Origin of the sequence: Vibrio alfacsensis, assembly GCF_019670485.1 — a bacterium.
GTDB lineage: Bacteria > Pseudomonadota > Gammaproteobacteria > Enterobacterales > Vibrionaceae > Vibrio > Vibrio alfacsensis.
The window spans coordinates 633,092-649,998 of sequence record NZ_AP024165.1 but is presented as its reverse complement, the minus strand read 5'-3'; the positions used below and the strand labels follow the sequence as shown (position 1 = coordinate 649,998).

The 16,907-nt window shown below is 44.5% G+C and carries 13 protein-coding genes, 1 tRNA gene and 1 other RNA gene; 7 read left to right on the top strand and 8 right to left on the bottom strand.

Features of this window, described 5'->3' with window-relative positions; all coding sequences use genetic code 11:
* The first annotated feature begins 73 nt into the window (after window positions 1–73).
* Window positions 74–559, top strand: coding sequence for an SsrA-binding protein SmpB (gene smpB, locus VA249_RS02990; RefSeq protein WP_005440253.1), 486 nt, complete (start codon window positions 74–76; stop codon window positions 557–559).
* Between the two features lie 68 nt (window positions 560–627).
* Window positions 628–995: a transfer-messenger RNA gene (ssrA, locus tag VA249_RS02985) on the top strand.
* A 281-nt stretch (window positions 996–1,276) separates the two neighbouring features.
* On the opposite strand, the gene VA249_RS02980 is transcribed toward ssrA, so the two are convergent.
* Both VA249_RS02980 and VA249_RS02975 read right to left on the bottom strand, forming a co-directional pair.
* Window positions 1,277–1,993, bottom strand: coding sequence for a class I SAM-dependent DNA methyltransferase (locus VA249_RS02980; protein ID WP_225927098.1), 717 nt, complete (start codon window positions 1,991–1,993; stop codon window positions 1,277–1,279).
* 585 nt (window positions 1,994–2,578) lie between these two features.
* The gene (locus VA249_RS02975; RefSeq protein ID WP_071235108.1) at window positions 2,579–3,058 is read right to left on the bottom strand and encodes a YehS family protein; all 480 of its coding nucleotides are present in this window, start codon (window positions 3,056–3,058) and stop codon (window positions 2,579–2,581) included.
* A gap of 429 nt (window positions 3,059–3,487) precedes the next feature.
* Here VA249_RS02975 and VA249_RS02970 point away from each other — a divergent pair, with 429 nt between their 5' ends.
* Together VA249_RS02970 and VA249_RS02965 are read left to right on the top strand one after the other, a co-directional pair.
* Window positions 3,488–4,675, top strand: a complete 1,188-nt coding sequence (locus tag VA249_RS02970; protein WP_225927097.1) for a hypothetical protein — start codon at window positions 3,488–3,490, stop codon at window positions 4,673–4,675.
* Window positions 4,676–4,809: 134 nt separating this feature from the next.
* Complete coding sequence (locus VA249_RS02965; protein ID WP_221068839.1) at window positions 4,810–5,394, top strand: hypothetical protein; 585 nt, start codon at window positions 4,810–4,812, stop codon at window positions 5,392–5,394.
* A gap of 83 nt (window positions 5,395–5,477) precedes the next feature.
* On the opposite strand, the gene VA249_RS02960 is transcribed toward VA249_RS02965, so the two are convergent.
* Window positions 5,478–7,946: a DNA cytosine methyltransferase gene (locus VA249_RS02960; RefSeq protein WP_221068838.1), complete on the bottom strand. Its 2,469-nt coding sequence runs from the start codon at window positions 7,944–7,946 to the stop codon at window positions 5,478–5,480.
* A 168-nt stretch (window positions 7,947–8,114) separates the two neighbouring features.
* Window positions 8,115–8,199 (bottom strand) — tRNA-Tyr (locus VA249_RS02955).
* A 253-nt stretch (window positions 8,200–8,452) separates the two neighbouring features.
* Here VA249_RS02955 and VA249_RS02950 point away from each other — a divergent pair.
* The gene (locus VA249_RS02950; RefSeq protein WP_221069786.1) at window positions 8,453–9,028 is read left to right on the top strand and encodes a DedA family protein; all 576 of its coding nucleotides are present in this window, start codon (window positions 8,453–8,455) and stop codon (window positions 9,026–9,028) included.
* Window positions 9,029–9,207: 179 nt separating this feature from the next.
* Window positions 9,208–10,575: a Na+/H+ antiporter NhaC family protein gene (locus VA249_RS02945; protein ID WP_221068836.1), complete on the top strand. Its 1,368-nt coding sequence runs from the start codon at window positions 9,208–9,210 to the stop codon at window positions 10,573–10,575.
* Between the two features lie 39 nt (window positions 10,576–10,614).
* Here the strand turns inward: VA249_RS02945 and VA249_RS02940 are convergent, their stop codons facing one another.
* From VA249_RS02940 to VA249_RS02925, 4 genes are all read right to left on the bottom strand, one after another.
* On the bottom strand, window positions 10,615–11,517 hold the full coding sequence (locus VA249_RS02940; RefSeq protein WP_221068834.1) for a beta-keto acid cleavage family enzyme: 903 nt from the start codon (window positions 11,515–11,517) through the stop codon (window positions 10,615–10,617).
* Window positions 11,511–12,839, bottom strand: coding sequence for an aspartate aminotransferase family protein (locus VA249_RS02935; protein ID WP_221068833.1), 1,329 nt, complete (start codon window positions 12,837–12,839; stop codon window positions 11,511–11,513). Before VA249_RS02935 ends, VA249_RS02940 begins: the two co-directional genes overlap by 7 nt.
* A gap of 228 nt (window positions 12,840–13,067) precedes the next feature.
* Window positions 13,068–14,336, bottom strand: coding sequence for an O-acetylhomoserine aminocarboxypropyltransferase/cysteine synthase family protein (locus tag VA249_RS02930; RefSeq protein ID WP_221068831.1), 1,269 nt, complete (start codon window positions 14,334–14,336; stop codon window positions 13,068–13,070).
* 107 nt (window positions 14,337–14,443) lie between these two features.
* Window positions 14,444–15,340 (bottom strand): LysR substrate-binding domain-containing protein, encoded by an 897-nt coding sequence (locus tag VA249_RS02925; RefSeq protein ID WP_221068828.1) that lies wholly within the window; start codon window positions 15,338–15,340, stop codon window positions 14,444–14,446.
* A gap of 106 nt (window positions 15,341–15,446) precedes the next feature.
* Here VA249_RS02925 and VA249_RS02920 point away from each other — a divergent pair, with 106 nt between their 5' ends.
* Window positions 15,447–16,703, top strand: coding sequence for a D-amino acid dehydrogenase (locus tag VA249_RS02920; RefSeq protein WP_221068826.1), 1,257 nt, complete (start codon window positions 15,447–15,449; stop codon window positions 16,701–16,703).
* Window positions 16,704–16,907 lie beyond the last annotated feature (204 nt).

Genomic DNA, 16,907 nt, shown 5'->3' with positions numbered 1-16,907 from the left:
TTTACTTTTATTCGACGATAGCGCAAATAAAAGGATTTCCTAACCAATTTCCAATCCGTATAATGAGGCCATTATGGTAAAGAAAAAATCAAAGCAAAAAGCGGGTAGTAACACTATCGCGCTTAATAAAAAAGCTCGCCACGAATACTTCATTGACGATGAAATTGAAGCTGGCTTGGAGCTACAAGGTTGGGAAGTAAAAGCCCTTCGCCAAGGAAAAGCCAATATCGCAGAAAGCTACGTCTTTATGCGTGACGGAGAGGCTTTTGTCAGTGGAATGACTATTACTCCTCTTAATCAAGCATCGACTCACGTTGTTGCGAACCCGACGCGCGTGCGTAAGCTACTTATGAGCCGTCGAGAACTCGACAACCTGCTTGGTCGCATCAACCGTGAAGGTATGACGCTAGCGGCGTTATCACTTTACTGGTCTCGCTCTTGGGTGAAGATCAAAATCGGTGTGGCTAAAGGTAAAAAACTGCACGATAAGCGTACTGATCTGAAAGAAAAAGATTGGGCTCGTGAAAAAGCGCGTGTGATGAAGAGCTCACTGCGTTAAACTTGACCACTTAGACGCATAGTACTGGACAGCTTACACTTTTCTGTTACTATGCGGGTATTACCTCTGGGGCTGATTTAGGATTCGACGGGAATTCAGAAGTCTGAGGTGCATGCCGAGGTGCGGTAGGCCTCGTTAACAAACCGCAAAAAAATAGTCGCAAACGACGAAAACTACGCACTAGCAGCTTAATAACCTGCTCAGAGCTCTCTCGCCCTAGCTTCCGCACGTAAGACGGGGACCAACGAGGGATCAAACCCAAACGCGCTAGTCCGGATTCTCCCGCCTGAGAGATGAACGACGAATTATAATTCAGGATAGTCATCAACTAGCGTGTCGGTTCGCAGGTTGGTGGTGAATTTAAAGATCGACTAAGCATGTAGTACCAATGATGAAAGGTTTTCGGACGCGGGTTCAACTCCCGCCAGCTCCACCAAACGTTTGGAAAGGCCGCTAACTCTCGGGTTAGCGGCCTTTTTGTATTCGCGCCATACTCACTCTCAGCGATACCTGCCAATAACTTACCTTTGACCAAACACATTCTTGGACATTTTTGAGCTAGTGATTTTGCTATATTAGCGAAATACGGATTAGTTTATGTATGGGTTTCGAATGCGTGGGCAAACTCCTTTAGCCACAACACGCTGTAGGATTAGTTTTATATTGACCAACCAAGGTGCTAGCTGGATACCAAAAAACGTTTAAGTTTTGCAGACCTTATATTTTCTGACACTTGATGAAGATGAAGTTAGGATTGTTGGATAGGTAATTGTAAGTTTCACTATCCATATCTTTTGCTTTTTCGTCTACTTTACCTTCTGAAATTTGCGTAATTATTAGACCATTTTGAGTTAGAGCATTAGTGAGCTCTGTTAATGAGCGACGGTAAAACTTAACTTGCACTGGTTTACCTACTGTATCCCACTCTTGCTGAACTAATTCACGCTCAAAATAATTTCCTGACTTGGAACACTCAAAGTCCGCGAATGGGTGGTGAGTAGAGAATACAAATGATCCTCCAGTTTTAAGAATACGATGGACATCGACAAAAAGTGGATTGAGATCTTCGAGATAATGAACCATCAGGGGAGAGATCACCAAGTCAGCACTTGCATCTATTTCATTTGGCAGCCCTTTTGACAGGTCCTGCGCATAAGCGTTAACTCTATTCTTTACGTCAGCTAGCTCAGCTTTTCTTGCAACCAGCTGAACCATTTCCTCAGCATAATCAATGCAAGTAATTTTAGCTGCACCTTGAGCAAGAAGGTATTGTGCATAAACACCGGACCCACAGCCAAGATCAACCACACTAAGGTTTACCAATGTTGGTAGCATTGATTGAAGTGTTGGTCGTTCCAAGTTTGCATTATAAATATTGTCTTGAATAACTTCGTCATACTCATGCGCAAACTTTGAGTACATATCTGATTTCATTGTATTTTTCCTCTTTGGCATCACTGGGAGTTAAAATTTGCTAGGGATAGTACAAGAAAAGAGCCGTTATGGCATTGGTTGGTTTGTAAATAGCGCTATTCATCATCAGGTAGAGGTTGCGAAGAGCGTATAGCTGTTGTCATTAGAATAAATAAGGCAAATATCTTTAGTTGTCCTACCACAGATAGCCTTAACTAAAAAGGAAAGGGGCAAATTCGTGTTACTAATAGCGTCAGTCGAGCCCCTGCTCGCATGACCAAAAGTATGGAAAAACTCTATATCCGTGGCCAGTTTTAGTGAATCACTACAAGATGTCTAGAATAGCTTGACCAGAATAGAGGCCCCTAACTGGCTTAAGGTTTTAGCTTGGGTTTATCTTGGTAGGGTCATAGGGGGCGGTTTGCGCCTTGATTCTAAAAGCCGACCAGATTTCAGCGTGGTCTGATCGATACCTACTGAAGAAAGACAAAGAGTAGACGTGATTGTGAAGCTCTAATATCGGTCTTTGACATGATAAAAGCGAGTAACCAAATGAAATGGTTCTCGCTTTTTTAATCAATTACCACGTTCGATTCGAGATAAAAATTACCCCGTAAACTCTTCAGAATCGGGACGATTGGTAAACTGCACACCATTTAAGAAGTCGCACAGCAGTTGGTCTTCACACTGTTTGTAGTTTTTGTTGTTTGGCTTGCGGAAATACGCACCAATTTCGTATTTACTTAAACTAATACCAACCACTTCTAATACGTCCAACACATCTTCTGCTTTCATGTCTAGCGCAATGCGCAGCTTCATGAGAATCATGTTGTTGGTCAACGCGACTTCTGGTTTAGGTTGCTCGCCGTCTTTTTTGCCTCGCTTGAGGTTAATAAAGCCATTTAAGAATACCGCTAACTCTTGATCCTTCATCTTAACGCTAGATTTGTCGCTTTCATCTTTTAACCAGTTTGCCACTTTATCGTGAGCCACAGTAACTTCGGCCTGCCCGAAAGCTTTCATTATCTGTGCGTTTTTAAGGTTTAACGCGTGTTGGATACGACGTAAAATTTCGTTGTTAGTCACTAGGGATTCCTAAAATGAGTTCTAAGGGTGAATAAAAATCCATCAATTACATGCGATCTATGGGTGGCTTTATTCAATAGCGTAGTTGACGGTGACTCTAACAGAGAACACGTTTCTTCGATAGGTTAAAAAATGGAGATAAGACGGCCAATTCGAACTAGTTGGCGAAGTTGGTAATACCCCACGAATCAACATCCCTCTTCCCTAATTAGCATTACTTAATGAACCCAACGTAAGTCCGAACATCCAACTATAGTTAAAACCAAACAAACTATAGTTGACACTATGTTTTTTGTATTAAAGCCCCGCCAAAACTGTACTAAAAACAAACAATATCGCCCATTTTTAGCATGTATAAAAAATTAAATTGACAGTATCCACTATAATTGCAACTATAAAACTATAGTTATAGTTTGGAGTGATAACGTAATGAAAAGAATCAAGGAAACCATCTGTCAGCATTTTGAGCGACTAAACCTAGACCTAAGAATCTCAGGAAATGGCCGCTATATTGACCAAAAATGTACCCCTGATGTGGTTAGCTCACTGGCGGAAGTGATTTTAGAGTACATCGAGCGTGGAAATGAGTCGTTTACCATCCGAGATCTGATGGAATCGGAAGAGCTCGATACCGTGATGGTTAACCAATTCCAAAAGCCATCGATCAGCCACCCTGGTGCAGCGAGTGAGTATGATAAGGTCGCGTCTCAACCAGTAAAACTGTTTGAGTATGCCCAATTGATCGAAACCATTGAGTCTACGGGGCGTGCAAAACGCTATGTCGTACTAAATGAAAGCATCTTGCAGTTTATTGCCACGGGCGAGAAAAAGGCGCTGGAGTTTTTGGTCATCTACCTTAATAAAGTGCTGAGTGATAGCGGCTTAAAGCGCGAGTTTGACCGCTTTTTTGCTGCGCCAAACGCAAACAGCTTTACTCATCTAAAAGAGCACTACTGCAACTTTATTATTGAGCATACGCCGATCAACGGTTTGACGGAAAGTCGCCGAATCTTCTCTAAGGTGCTCAACCCATTGGCGTTTGATCAATCGAACTACGGCACAAAAGCAGGCCGCCTTTCCGGCTCTCCGATCTCATACCATGAGCTGTTTTATAACCGAGTGAACTTTAGGGATCATGATAAGCCAAAAGGTACGCCAAGAAGTACGTTCCTTGCGAGCTTTCCTGAAGACACCGCCACTGAGATCTACCAAGTCGAACGTGCGAAGAAACACATCAAGCGCTACCACGATGGAAAAAGCGAGATCAACCGCTACCGAGAATTGGAAGCGAATAATGTTCATCACATCTTTCCTAAACACCAGTTTCCAGAGCTTTCCGATACGTTCGAGAACCTAATTCTGATTACCTCTGGACAACACTTGGACTTTGCACACCCAAATGCAAATACACAGCAAATCTCTAAGTCTTATCAACTGGTCGCACTGCTGGCTAAGCTCGATAGCATTGAGAAGTCTGTATACCGAGAGAAAGATGAATTTTATAGCCTTGCAGAGTTCATGCGTGTGGTGAACATTGGTTTAGATAAAGAGTTGCTGTTAGATGGTATGGGCGTTGCTGAGATCCGCCATCGATTAGCAGAAGAATACGTGCAATAAAACGCTCAGCAACACAATCGCTTCATGGCGATGGATGATAACGCTACGCGAGATAGACGCCATCCTATCGCCATTTAAACACCCCAAGCTCACGGCTAGAAACTTGTGGGACACCAAAGACGAAAAGAGAGGGAATGATGACGTCAGTTGGCTTTACCAAAGAAATGATCGACGCTGCTCAAGCGGAATCTGAAAAAAGAGAGCACCACATTAAACATCACTTTGAGGTGGCACACTTTAGCTCTGATGAACGAAACCAGATTGGTTTTCTTGGCGAGTTCTGTTTTTGTCAGTTAATGGGGGAAGATTGGCGACAAAACATCCGTGACAATTACTTAACCATTGATGATTGTGACTTTAGACTCAACAACTTAGTGATTGATGTCAAAACAGAAACCGTACCCAAGCGTCATGCGCATAAAATCATTCAACGAACCATTGATGATGATGCTATCTATGGCCGACGTTTGTACAGCGAGGGGCAATTTAACCTCCTCAAGAAATACGACGTGGTGGTGTTTGGTTTAACCATCCGAGAAGAGAACAACGCTTGGTATCCGATTGGGTTTATCTTCGCTCGCGACATTCAAACTCGTTACACACCAACAAGATTTCGCCCAGATGGAGGAAGATACCCCTCACCTGGCGCACCAATACGTACATCCGAGCTGAGACCGATTGAAGCGCTTAAACAGTTAACAAGCGCAGAGTTCCAGTAGTGCGTGACACAAAAAGACCCGCGCATGATACAAAAAAAGGCCAGCACGTGGATGGCTGGCCTTTGGGTACAGACTTAATAAAATCAGCTTCGGCGTTTCATGCCAAAGTAATTCACCGATACGCTATCAATGTTCATGGAACGCGTTCCGTAGTTTCTCGCGATGCGGTAAAACTTGTTGAACTCGTCACTAGAAAAGTACGCGATGTCTTCATCTTTCGGGCACTCTTCCGAATACAAAATGGCCGCTGAACCATCTGCGATGCTGTTTTTTGGCAGGCGAGCCGCACGCGGATTATAAGTCAGGTTCGGTACAAGAATGACATCAGAATCGAGATACTTTCTTACGGCAAAATCACTCAGTTCATCAACATAACAATCGTAATTGTCGATGTTTTTGATCTCTCCATTGCCAATATTGCGGGATTTGATCACGCGATATTTTCCAGCTTCTTTGGTGTGTTGCTTTGTGATCTGACGGTCTCGGAACACCTTAAATTTACCGAACTCCAATGTATCAAAGATACTGTCAAACCAATCATTTCGGTATAACAGCCAACTATTGAAGTAGGTGTGTGTTAGGTAATCTTGCTCCAAGCAAAGAAAGTCTTTGTTCAAGTAAGAGTACACCGTGACTTTGCTGCTTGCTTTGGGTTTTACCGTCGTAAACGTGATGGAAACCGTCTCAATTTTTACGTCAAATGCCTTTTCGTTGTAGTCATTGATGTGAAGTAATGTGTAGTTCTCCAACAACTCTCGCGTTTTAGTGTACTCAGGGGCATTAAGCAATGCTTTAGGTACAATCAACGAGACGTGTTTTGCCACTTGACTGCATTTCTCGATAAAAAACGAAAAGATATTATTGGTGTTTTGATTCGACAAGCCACGACGATATTGCTTTAGCAACGCCGCCTCTTTGATTTTCATGTATGGCGGGTTACCCACCACCACATCATAGCTGTTCTTCACATCCCAAAGCAGAAAGTCTTCATTATAGAAGTTAAACGTCACGTTCTCGTTGGCAAGGTACTTACTGACAAGCAACTGGCACAATTTGATGGACTCTTGGTTGATGTCAACGCAGTCAATGATGAGACGCTTTCCTTGGTACTTCTTCACGATTTGATGCAAGAAATTACCCACACCAACAGAGGGCTCTAACACTCGAATGTTCTCGGCACTGATCTCTGGCAACGGTGCTATCGCAGAAAAGCAAATCTCTTGATCGGTGTAATAAGCCGCGGTATGCAGCCTTTCCGCATTCGCCAGTTCACAGATCTTGAACATGTCTTGGCGTGCGTACTGCGTCCAGTTTTGCTCAACAAAGCGATACAAGCTTTCCGCGTTTTCAAGTTGATGTTGCTTGATCGTTTGTGCGATGTCTTTTTTAGACAGTTTTGGTAACTCTAGCTTTTGGATTTTTTTACCAATCTCACCAAATACCGCACTCGGAACCGCCTCACCTAAACACTGACGAATGTTCACTTCCGTTTTTTTTCTAAACTGATTTTTGGTTTCAAAATCCGCAGAGTTAGCCGGAATAGAGCCCGATGGAAGCCATTGGAATGATTCAGGAATAGACATCATTAACATCAGTTCACGAATGCTGAACACACGATGATCTACCGGATGAACGGTATTTTGACTCGGCAAGCAGTCATTTCGAGTGTGGATGCATGGCGCAACTCTGTCCCAAAGTTGACGCTGATATTTATCACCGTTCTTACTTTGGTTTAAGACAATCTTACCGTCCTCAATTTTGTGCGGTTTTAAGTGGTCTTCAGGGTTATCGAATGCGCTTTTTCCATATGGCGTGGCTGCAATCCACGGGTACATGTTTTCTTTGTATGGACGAAACGAGTGAAAGAAATCATCACTAGAAAATTCCCCCATCGTATTTAATGCTGGGAGATGACCAATCACTTCACGCAATGTTTTTTCAGGGCGGAAGTCTGGATACAAATCCAACGGAGTCACACCTTTTTGATCGCGTCGAACACCAATAACAAGGGTACGAGTTCGGCTTGAGTTCGCGCCATAGTTTTTCAGGTTGAGTACCTTACTCTCTATTAAATAATCTGGTGCGAGGTTCGTGTGAATCGCTTCATTAATTGGCTTATCTACCCCATCCAAATCGGTACAGGTCGACTTTAAGAATGCACGCACGTTCTCAAAGATGAAGAATCGTGGCTTTTGCTCTTTCACAATACGCAATGACTCAACAACAAGCGAGTTGCGGCCAAGCTCTTCGTTCTTTTTATGGTTAGCGACACTCATGCCCTGACAAGGCGGCGTCGCAACCACAAGATCCACATCTTTGATATTTTTAAGGTGTTTGTATGCGTTGATTTCCGCATAGAGGGCATCATGCGTTTTAGGTTGCGTTAGATCGCCACAAATATAGCCAGATTCAAACTCACACTTATTGTTGTATTTCTGGATATTTATGCGTTTTTCTAGAAGCTCTGCGGTCGCAATGCATTTAAAGCCAAGCTCTTTTAAGCCAAAGCAACCAACTCCAGCAGAACTAAATAAACTAACGTAAGTGAACATGTTATTTCCCCATAAACTGAGGCGAGATTTTATCACATACACATTCAATTAGAAGGGAAAGGTAACATCAAAAATATAAACAACTGAAAATAAAGTATATTTATTTTTTTGTGGGTTTTTAAATCATCAGAAATGAAAAAAGCCAGCAATAAGCTGGCTTTTAGAATATGGTGGAGGGGGACGGATTCGAACCATCGAAGGCAGTGCCGGCAGATTTACAGTCTGCTCCCTTTGGCCACTCGGGAACCCCTCCAGATGGCGAGTATAATAGTGAAAGATGAAAAGAATGTACACCATTAAATTGCACTTACGGTTTAAGTGATTAAAACATGTTCAATCAACACGCTTGCTGAGCGATTAAAAGCGCACCACTATTATCAAAAATGTGTCAGTTTTGATGGTGACAACAGCGCCAAGATTGACCAAGCGAACGAACAGGCGTATGACAGCAACTTCGTTCCACTTATGTGAGAGGAAAACCCTTGGAACACATTAACGATTTGCTGATGGCCATGAAGCCATTGCTTGAACAATATGGTTATCTCGCACTGATCGTCAGTATCTTTCTTGAGGGGCTCGGTATTCCCATGCCTGGCCAATCTTTAATGATTGCCGCTTCCATCATTTCATCCGAGCATGTGATGAACCTGACCGCCGTCATGGTGGTGTCTTGGTTAAGTTGCTTTTTGGGGAATACTTGTGGCTACTTAGTGGGTTACTATTTTGAAGGATGGCTAGATAAGAAAGGCTATATTTCCGGGCCCAAAATGCAGAAATTACAAAGTACCATTCAAAAATATGGCCCTGCCTGTTTGGTTGTTAGTCGCTTTATTGAAGGTATGAAGCAATTTATGCCGCTCGCTTGTGGGATAGCTAAAATGCCACGTAAAGAGTTCTTATTAGGTAATGCGCTCGCAACCACGATTTGGGTTGCCGTGTTCAGCTTCCTCACCAACATCGCTTTTGAACACTTAGGCTTAATCACCCACCTTTATTCTGAGCACCAATACGCAGTTTGGATCATCGCTGCTATTCTCTTCTCGATCATGATCATCGCGTTACTTAAACGAAAAAAATCTTAGATCCTTGCTTTAAAGTGAAGGCTCATAAAAGCTCAGAGTATCAAGTAAATAGATACTTTGAGCTTTTTTTGTTATTTTCCTACGCAAAAATAAGCAGCCATTTAGACGTCTAGACGTTGACAACAAACTGGTGTCCGATTAGTCTGCTCACCTTTATTTTTGTTTATGTTGTCGTTCACATGTCTGGTTCAAAAAATTCTAATAAAGCAATTGCACCATCAGCGATTGCACTTTTGCCTTTGGCCGTCTTTCTCGCGCTGTTTATTGGCGTGGGCACTTACCTATCTTTGCAAGGTGTCGATTTCGCGTTTTACCAATTGCCAGTTCCAATCGCTGCGTTACCAGCGGTGATCTTAGCGTTGGTGCTGAGTAAAGATAAGTTAAACCGCTCTATCGAACACTTTATGCGTGGTGTTGGTCATCCAGACATCATTGCGATGTGTATGATCTACCTATTAGCGGGGGCATTTGCTGCGGTTGCAAAAGCATCCGGTGGCGTTGATGCGACCGTGAACCTTGGCTTATCTGCCATTCCTACCAGCATGATTTTACCGGGTATCTTCTTGATCTCTGCTTTCATTGCAACGGCAATGGGCACCTCAATGGGGACAATCGCAGCCGTGGCTCCCGTCGCGCTCGGCATTGCTGAATCGGCAGGCATGAGCCTTCCATTAACGGCGGGCGTGGTACTCAGCGGCGCAATGTTTGGCGACAACCTATCCATCATTTCAGACACAACTATCGCAGCAACGCGTTCTCAAGGTTGTGAAATGAAAGATAAATTTAAAGAGAACATTCGTATTGCGTTGCCTGCGGCGTTGGTTGCATTGCTGATCTTTGCGTTCAACAGTACTGCAACTCAAGTACCAGAAACTGGCCCGATTGAATGGCTAAAAGTACTGCCGTACGTCACTATCCTGATCCTTGCGGTGTCTGGCATGAACGTATTCGTGGTTCTAACCATTGGTATTCTTTTAGCAGGCGGCGTGAGCTTATCTTCTATAGAGAATTACGGCCTAACCAATTACGCTCAAGACATTTATTCTGGCTTTGGCAGTATGCAAGAGATCTTCTTATTGTCGATGCTGATTGGTGGCATCAGTGAGCTCATGCGCCGCCAAGGTGGCTTAGCGTTTCTGACTGGCTTTGTGACTCGCATTATCCGTTCATTTGGCTCTAGCCATTCTCAAGAATCCAACGGTCGCGCAAGTGAACTCGGTATTGCGGGCTTGGTTTCTATGGTCAACACCTGTACTGCTAATAACACCGTCGCGATCATTGTTTCTGGCAGCGTCGCACGTGAACTGGCAGAAGAGAACAACGTGACACCTCGCCGCTCTGCCAGTTTATTGGATATCTTCTCTTGTGTTGTACAAGGCGTACTGCCTTACGGAGCGCAGGTGTTGCTGCTTGGTTCAGTGTTCAAATTGTCACCATTAGAAGTAGTGGCGAACTCATACTACTGCTTTGCACTTGCTATTGCCGCGATCGTGGCGGTGTTTATTAAACATCCTGCTCGCCAACCAGCTGCGCAAACTGAACGTTAATATTTTCGATTAAAGGCTCCTGATGGGGCCTTTATCTTTTTATTTTTCTTGCTCTTTTTCTTTCTTTTTCCCTCTCTCTGTTTCTGTGTCTTTGATCGCTTCTCGTAAACTCGCCGCATCATGCAAAGGTATGTGCAATTGCTGACTGAGCACTTTTAACTTCTCCACTTGCTCAGCATTACTGTGGGCCGCAACGCCATTTGCACTGAAGTGATTATTCTCAAAGCCGACTCTAATATCGAGCCCTAGCAACATGGCACTGGTTAAGCAATCTTGCTCTCGTGCTCCGAATGCACATACTGCACAGCGCACTTCTGGAATCAAAAAGTCTGAATTAAAAAAACGCGCGAGATTCAACGCCCGTAAATCCCACGGTGAAGATTGTTGCTCTTTTTGGTAACGTCCAAGCACGACCAATGCGTGTTGATAGTGATCTGGCAATAAACCTTTCTCTCGCAGAAAAAAATACCGGTCTATATCGTTTTGATCGTACAGAATGATTTGACTTAATATCCCCTGTTCAGCAATCCGATGAAAAAACGCCGAGCTTTGATTCTGACTTTGTTCATCAGGAAAAAGCTCTCGCAATGCAAAAGACGCCGCCTCCGGTTTAACCGCATCAATCAAGGCGATTTGTTGCTGAGGAGAATACATGCCGACCGCTTCCGTGGTTAGCTGAACCAGCATTGCATCACCAAGTGCATCTTTTACGGCATGATACATCTCTAGGTTGTCTTTGATTTCAAGCGAGTGATTGCCTAGCGTATCTCTGGTATGCAAATGGATCATGGCAGCCCCTGCCCTTTGGCATGCTTTCGCTTCGGCGACCATTTCATCAATGCTCATCGGTAAATTGAGGTGATCGTGCTTGGTCTTACGAGCGCCATTAGGTGCAACGATTATCGCCACTTTTGAACGTTCTAACGGGCTATCCATTACCATGCTTGAGAGACCTCGCTGAGTGTGCGTCCAAGTTTCTCCACCAGCTCTTCAATATGGTGATTCTCAATAATAAATGGCGGCGCAAGCAAAATATGATGCCCATTAATGCCATCAATAGTCCCTGCCATTGGATAACACATGAGCCCATTGGCCATGGCTTGTTGCTTTACGTGTTTTGCCGCATTGCTTGAGACCGCGAGAGGCGTTTTACTTTGTTTATCGGCCACCAGTTCAATGCCTAAGAATAAGCCTTTGCCCCGAATGTCCCCCACATAAGGGCAATCTGCCAAACAAGCCTCTAGCGATTGACGAAGTCTCTCACCTTGATGGTTCACCGCAGCCAATAGGTTTTGATCATCAATCGCCTCAAGCGTGGCAACAGCGGCGGCACTGGCAACGGGATGCGCCATAAAGGTATGTCCATGTTGGAAAAAACCACTGCCCATTGCTATGGTTTGATAAACCTTGTCATTCGCAACGACCGCACCGATCGGCTGATAACCAGCGCCTAACCCTTTCGCCATACAAACGAGATCAGGCTCCGCTTCTTCTTGCTCAAAAGCAAAAAAAGTTCCAGTTCTACCAACGCCGCACATGACTTCATCCATGACAAGTAACACATCATAGCGATCGCATATTTCTCGGATCCGCTTAAAGTAGCCTCGCGTGGCAGGAACCGCCCCTGCCGTTGCTCCAACAATGGGTTCAGCGACAAAAGCCATGACATTCTCTGCGCCTAATTCTTTGATTTTGTTTTCCAACTCATTCGCGGCACGCAAAGAATATTCCTCTTCTGATTCATTTTGGTGCTGATGGCGATAGGCATAACAAGGGGGGATATGATGGCTAGTAGACAAGATGGGTTTAAACGGTTCGCGTCGCCATTCGTTTCCGCCAACCGCTAACGCCCCTAACGTGTTGCCGTGATAGCTTTGTTGGCGAGCAACAAAATACCTTTTTTGCGGTTGCGACCTCTCAACAAAATACTGACGAGCCATCTTTAACGCTGATTCCACCGCTTCAGATCCGCCACTGACCAAGTAAACGTGGTTGAACTGTGATGGCATTCTTTGGCAAATCAACTCCGCGAGGCGTTCACTATTTTGGTTGGTGAAAAAGCCCGTATGGGCAAACGGCACTCGTTCTATTTGCGCCAACATGGCTTGTTTGACCGCTTGATGGCTATGACCCAAATTGGACACGGCGGCTCCGCCACAGGCATCTAAGTACGCTTTGCCTTGATGATCAAATAAGTAGACGCCCTCTCCCCGTTCAATAGTGGGTAACTTGGCGTGACAGTGACGGTGGAACATATAGGACATGTGTGCGCCTCCAATGCGGTTATTTTGTAAGCATAGTCAGGATGAGGCGCTTTTTGGGAATATCGCAAAACGAAATATTGAAAAGCATTTGGATCATGGCAACCCAAAAACTATAAAAAGATTAACAATCAATGCTTTAATAAAACAAGGCCAGCTTTTATTAAGGCTGGCCTATGGGTGACTAAAAGCTTTATGAATTGACCATCTAGCCAATATAAGTACCGACAATTACGCTTGTAGCGCTTGCTCCAGATCTGCCAAAATATCTTCAATGTGCTCAATACCAACAGACAAACGGATCATCTCTGGTGCAACACCCGCTTGTTTTTGTTCTGCCTCACTAAGCTGACGATGAGTGGTGGATGCAGGGTGACACGCAAGCGATTTGGCATCGCCAATATTGACCAAACGTTTGAAAATTTTCAGTGCATCATAGAAACGAACCCCCGCCTCATACCCCCCTTTTAGGCCAAATGATAAGATGGCTGATGGTTTGCCCTGCATGTATTTTTCTGCCAAAGGATAATGTGGTGAGCTTGGTAAACCAGCATAACTCACCCAACTCACCTGCTCATGCTGGCTGAGGTATTCAGCCACTTTAAGCGCATTCTCTGTATGACGCTCCATGCGCAATGATAAGGTTTCTAGCCCCTGTAGGAGCATAAAGGCGTTCATCGGTGATAGTGCCGCACCAGTATTTCTTAACGGAACGGTTCGAGCGCGTCCAATAAAGGCGGCTTCACCAAATGCTTCGGTATAAACCACGCCATGATAAGACGGCTCAGGTTGATTAAAGACAGGAAAACGCGCTTTATGCTCTGCCCATGGAAACTTACCTGAATCAATGATAATGCCGCCCAATGTTGTGCCATGCCCACCAACGTATTTCGTTAAGGAGTGAACCACAATGTCTGCACCAAATTCGATGGGTTTACACAATACCGGAGTGGCGACGGTATTATCGACAATGACAGGCACGCCTTTTTCATGCGCGAGTTCTGCAACACGTTCTAAATCGATGATGTTGCCTGCTGGATTACCAATACTTTCACAGTAAACGGCTTTGGTGTTGTCATCGATAAGCTCAGCCAAACTTTCTGGCTTGTCATCTTTTGCAAAACGCACTTCTATACCTTGATTCGGCAACATATGGGCAAACAAGGTATAAGTTCCCCCATATAACTGCGGGGTCGAGACAATATTATCGCCCGCTTGAGCAAGGGTTAAGATGGCATAGTTAATCGCAGCACTGCCAGCGCTAACCACCAATCCAGCAATCCCGCCCTCTAAAGCGGCCATGCGCTTTTCCAGTACATCATTGGTTGGGTTCATGATGCGGGTGTAAATATTGCCCGGTACTTCAAGGTTGAATAAATCGGCCCCATGCTGAGCGTTGTCAAACTCATAAGCCACGGTTTGATAAATAGGCGTCGCAACAGATTTTGTCGTGGGGTCGGTTTCGTATCCAAAATGGATCGAGAGTGTTTCGTCTTTCATGTATCTTCCTTGAATATTTATGTGAATGGCGATCATCTAATATACTGCCTACTTTTTCAGCAAAGATACTTGCTAACGGTCACAATCTTGTTTCTAGCGGTTTCGCTTTAAGCTGCGATTTGTCGTTTCAACCATCGCCGAAACCTATTGGTTGACGCGCTTATTGTATTGGTGATCAAATAGTATCCCGCATTCGCCGCAATAGGCTCAAAGGGCGAGACTAAACGCCCCGATTTCAGCTCATCCTCAACCAACGCCATTCGTGCCATGGCGATACCAACCCCGGCTTCTGCCGCAGAGATAGCCATGTCAGTACGATTAAAGAAGTGCCCCACATCCGTTTTGAACGCTAAGCCCATACTTGATGCCCAAAACAACCATTCATGATCACGTGCTGCGCTCTCCCATGGCATTGCATCATGCAATAATGTTGCCTTGCCCCATTCATATTCAGAGGCTTTCAAGGCTTTTAGCCACCCATGATCTTCTAGGTACTTTGGGCTCATTACAGGCAAAAGTCGCTCTTCAAGAATGAGCTCTGCACTCGCATCTCGATAAGGGTGAAGCCCATAATCAATCGCAACATCATAGTCTCTGAGTTCACTATTAACGATCGCCCCCTCAGCGTAGATTTGAACTTGCAAGTCAGGGTTTTCAATATGAAAACTTTCTAATCGAGGAACCAACCACTTAAATGCAAAAGATGGCGTTAACTTAAGGCGAATTTCGTTACTCGGTTTTTCTGTTTGCAGATCATCCAGCGTTTTACTGAGCTCTGAAAAATGAAAGGAAGTTGACTTCAATAGTTGATGCCCAGTAACCGTGAGTGTAATCCCGCGCGAGTGGCGTTCAAACAAAGTAAAACCGAGCTGTTGTTCTAATTGAATAATTTGCTGGCTGATCGCTCCCGTCGTCAGATGCAGAGCCTTTGCGGCTCGAGTAAAACTCGGAAACTCCGCCACTTGAGTAAACAACCATAATCCACTAACGATGCTACTTTTCATCCTTGAGCCTATAGTTTTTCTAAACGCTGAATGTAATTTATATCGATTGTTAACAAAAGGTAAAGAAGACAAACTGCGCAACATCGTAAATGTGTGGGACGCATCAATGGACGTTATCGTAATAGGCAGCGGTGTTATTGGTTTAACCTCAGCTTGGTATTTGTCACAAACTGGCTATCAGGTTACGGTGATTGACCGCCAGCCAAGCAGCGCGATGGAAACCAGCTTTGCCAACGCTGGACAAATATCTTACGGTTACTCTTCCCCTTGGGCCGCACCAGGCATCCCTAGTAAAGCCATAAAATGGTTAACCGAAGAACACGCCCCACTCAAAATCCAACCCTCACTCAATCCAGATCTGATTCGTTGGGCCACGCAAATGCTCGCTAATTGTACGCTGCCTCGGTATCAGAAAAACAAAGCACGTATGCTGTCGATCGCGAATCATAGCCGAGCTTGTTTAGAGCAACTGAGGAATGAACACGCGATCAATTATCAAGGGCGACAATTGGGCACGCTGCAAGTGTTTCGTACTCAGCAACAACTCGATGCAATCGAAAAAGATCTCAAATTACTTGAACAGAGCGGTACTCGATTTCAGTTGATGGGCGTAAAAGAGTGCATTGAGCAAGAGCCTGGACTGGCGTTAGTACAAGAAAAACTGGTCGGTGGCTTACACCTACCAGACGACGAAACTGGGGATTGTTTTCAGTTCTGTCAACAGTTAACAGAGCTTGCGAAAGCCCAAGGTGTCAGGTTTGAGTTCAATACAGAGGTCAGTAATTGGATCACGGTAGGCAAAAAGATCATGGGTGTCCAAACCAATTGCGGACTGTTTAAAGCAGACCAATTTGTACTTGCTTCTGGCAGTTATTCAACGGCATTACTCAAACAGCTTAAAATCAATATTCCAGTCTATCCTGTCAAAGGATACTCACTGACGGTTCCGATTGAATGTGAGCAATTTTCCCCACGCTCAACGGTGATGGATGAAACCTATAAAGTCGCCATGACTCGCTTTGATAACCGAATCCGTGTTGCTGGAACGGCAGAACTGGCTGGCTTTGACTCGTCCCTACCACAAAAGCGTAAAAACACCATCGAGATGGTCATCCGTGATCTTTTCCCTAAAAGTGGTGACTTTAACCAAGCGGAGTTTTGGACAGGCTTTCGGCCAATGACACCCGATGGAACCCCGATTATTGGAGCAACCCCATATGAGAATCTGTTTACAAATACGGGCCACGGCACCTTAGGTTGGACCATGGCATGCGGCTCAGCACACATTCTGGCCACAATCATGCAAGGCTTGGAATGTAGCATAAGCGATGAATCAGAGTTGGACCTAAGTCGTTATGCCTGATGATTGGCATTTCATTTACCTTTACGAGTCAGGTTCTGCTCACCCGTGCCGCTGCACCAATATCAATATCAATATCAGCCCCAGAGCAACAGCGCAACAGCGCAACAGATAGCTTATTAATCCATCTAGCTTATATCAAACCGAAGATAACACTAAAAAATGCATTGATATTCTGCATTACAAAACACTGCATATTCAATCAAT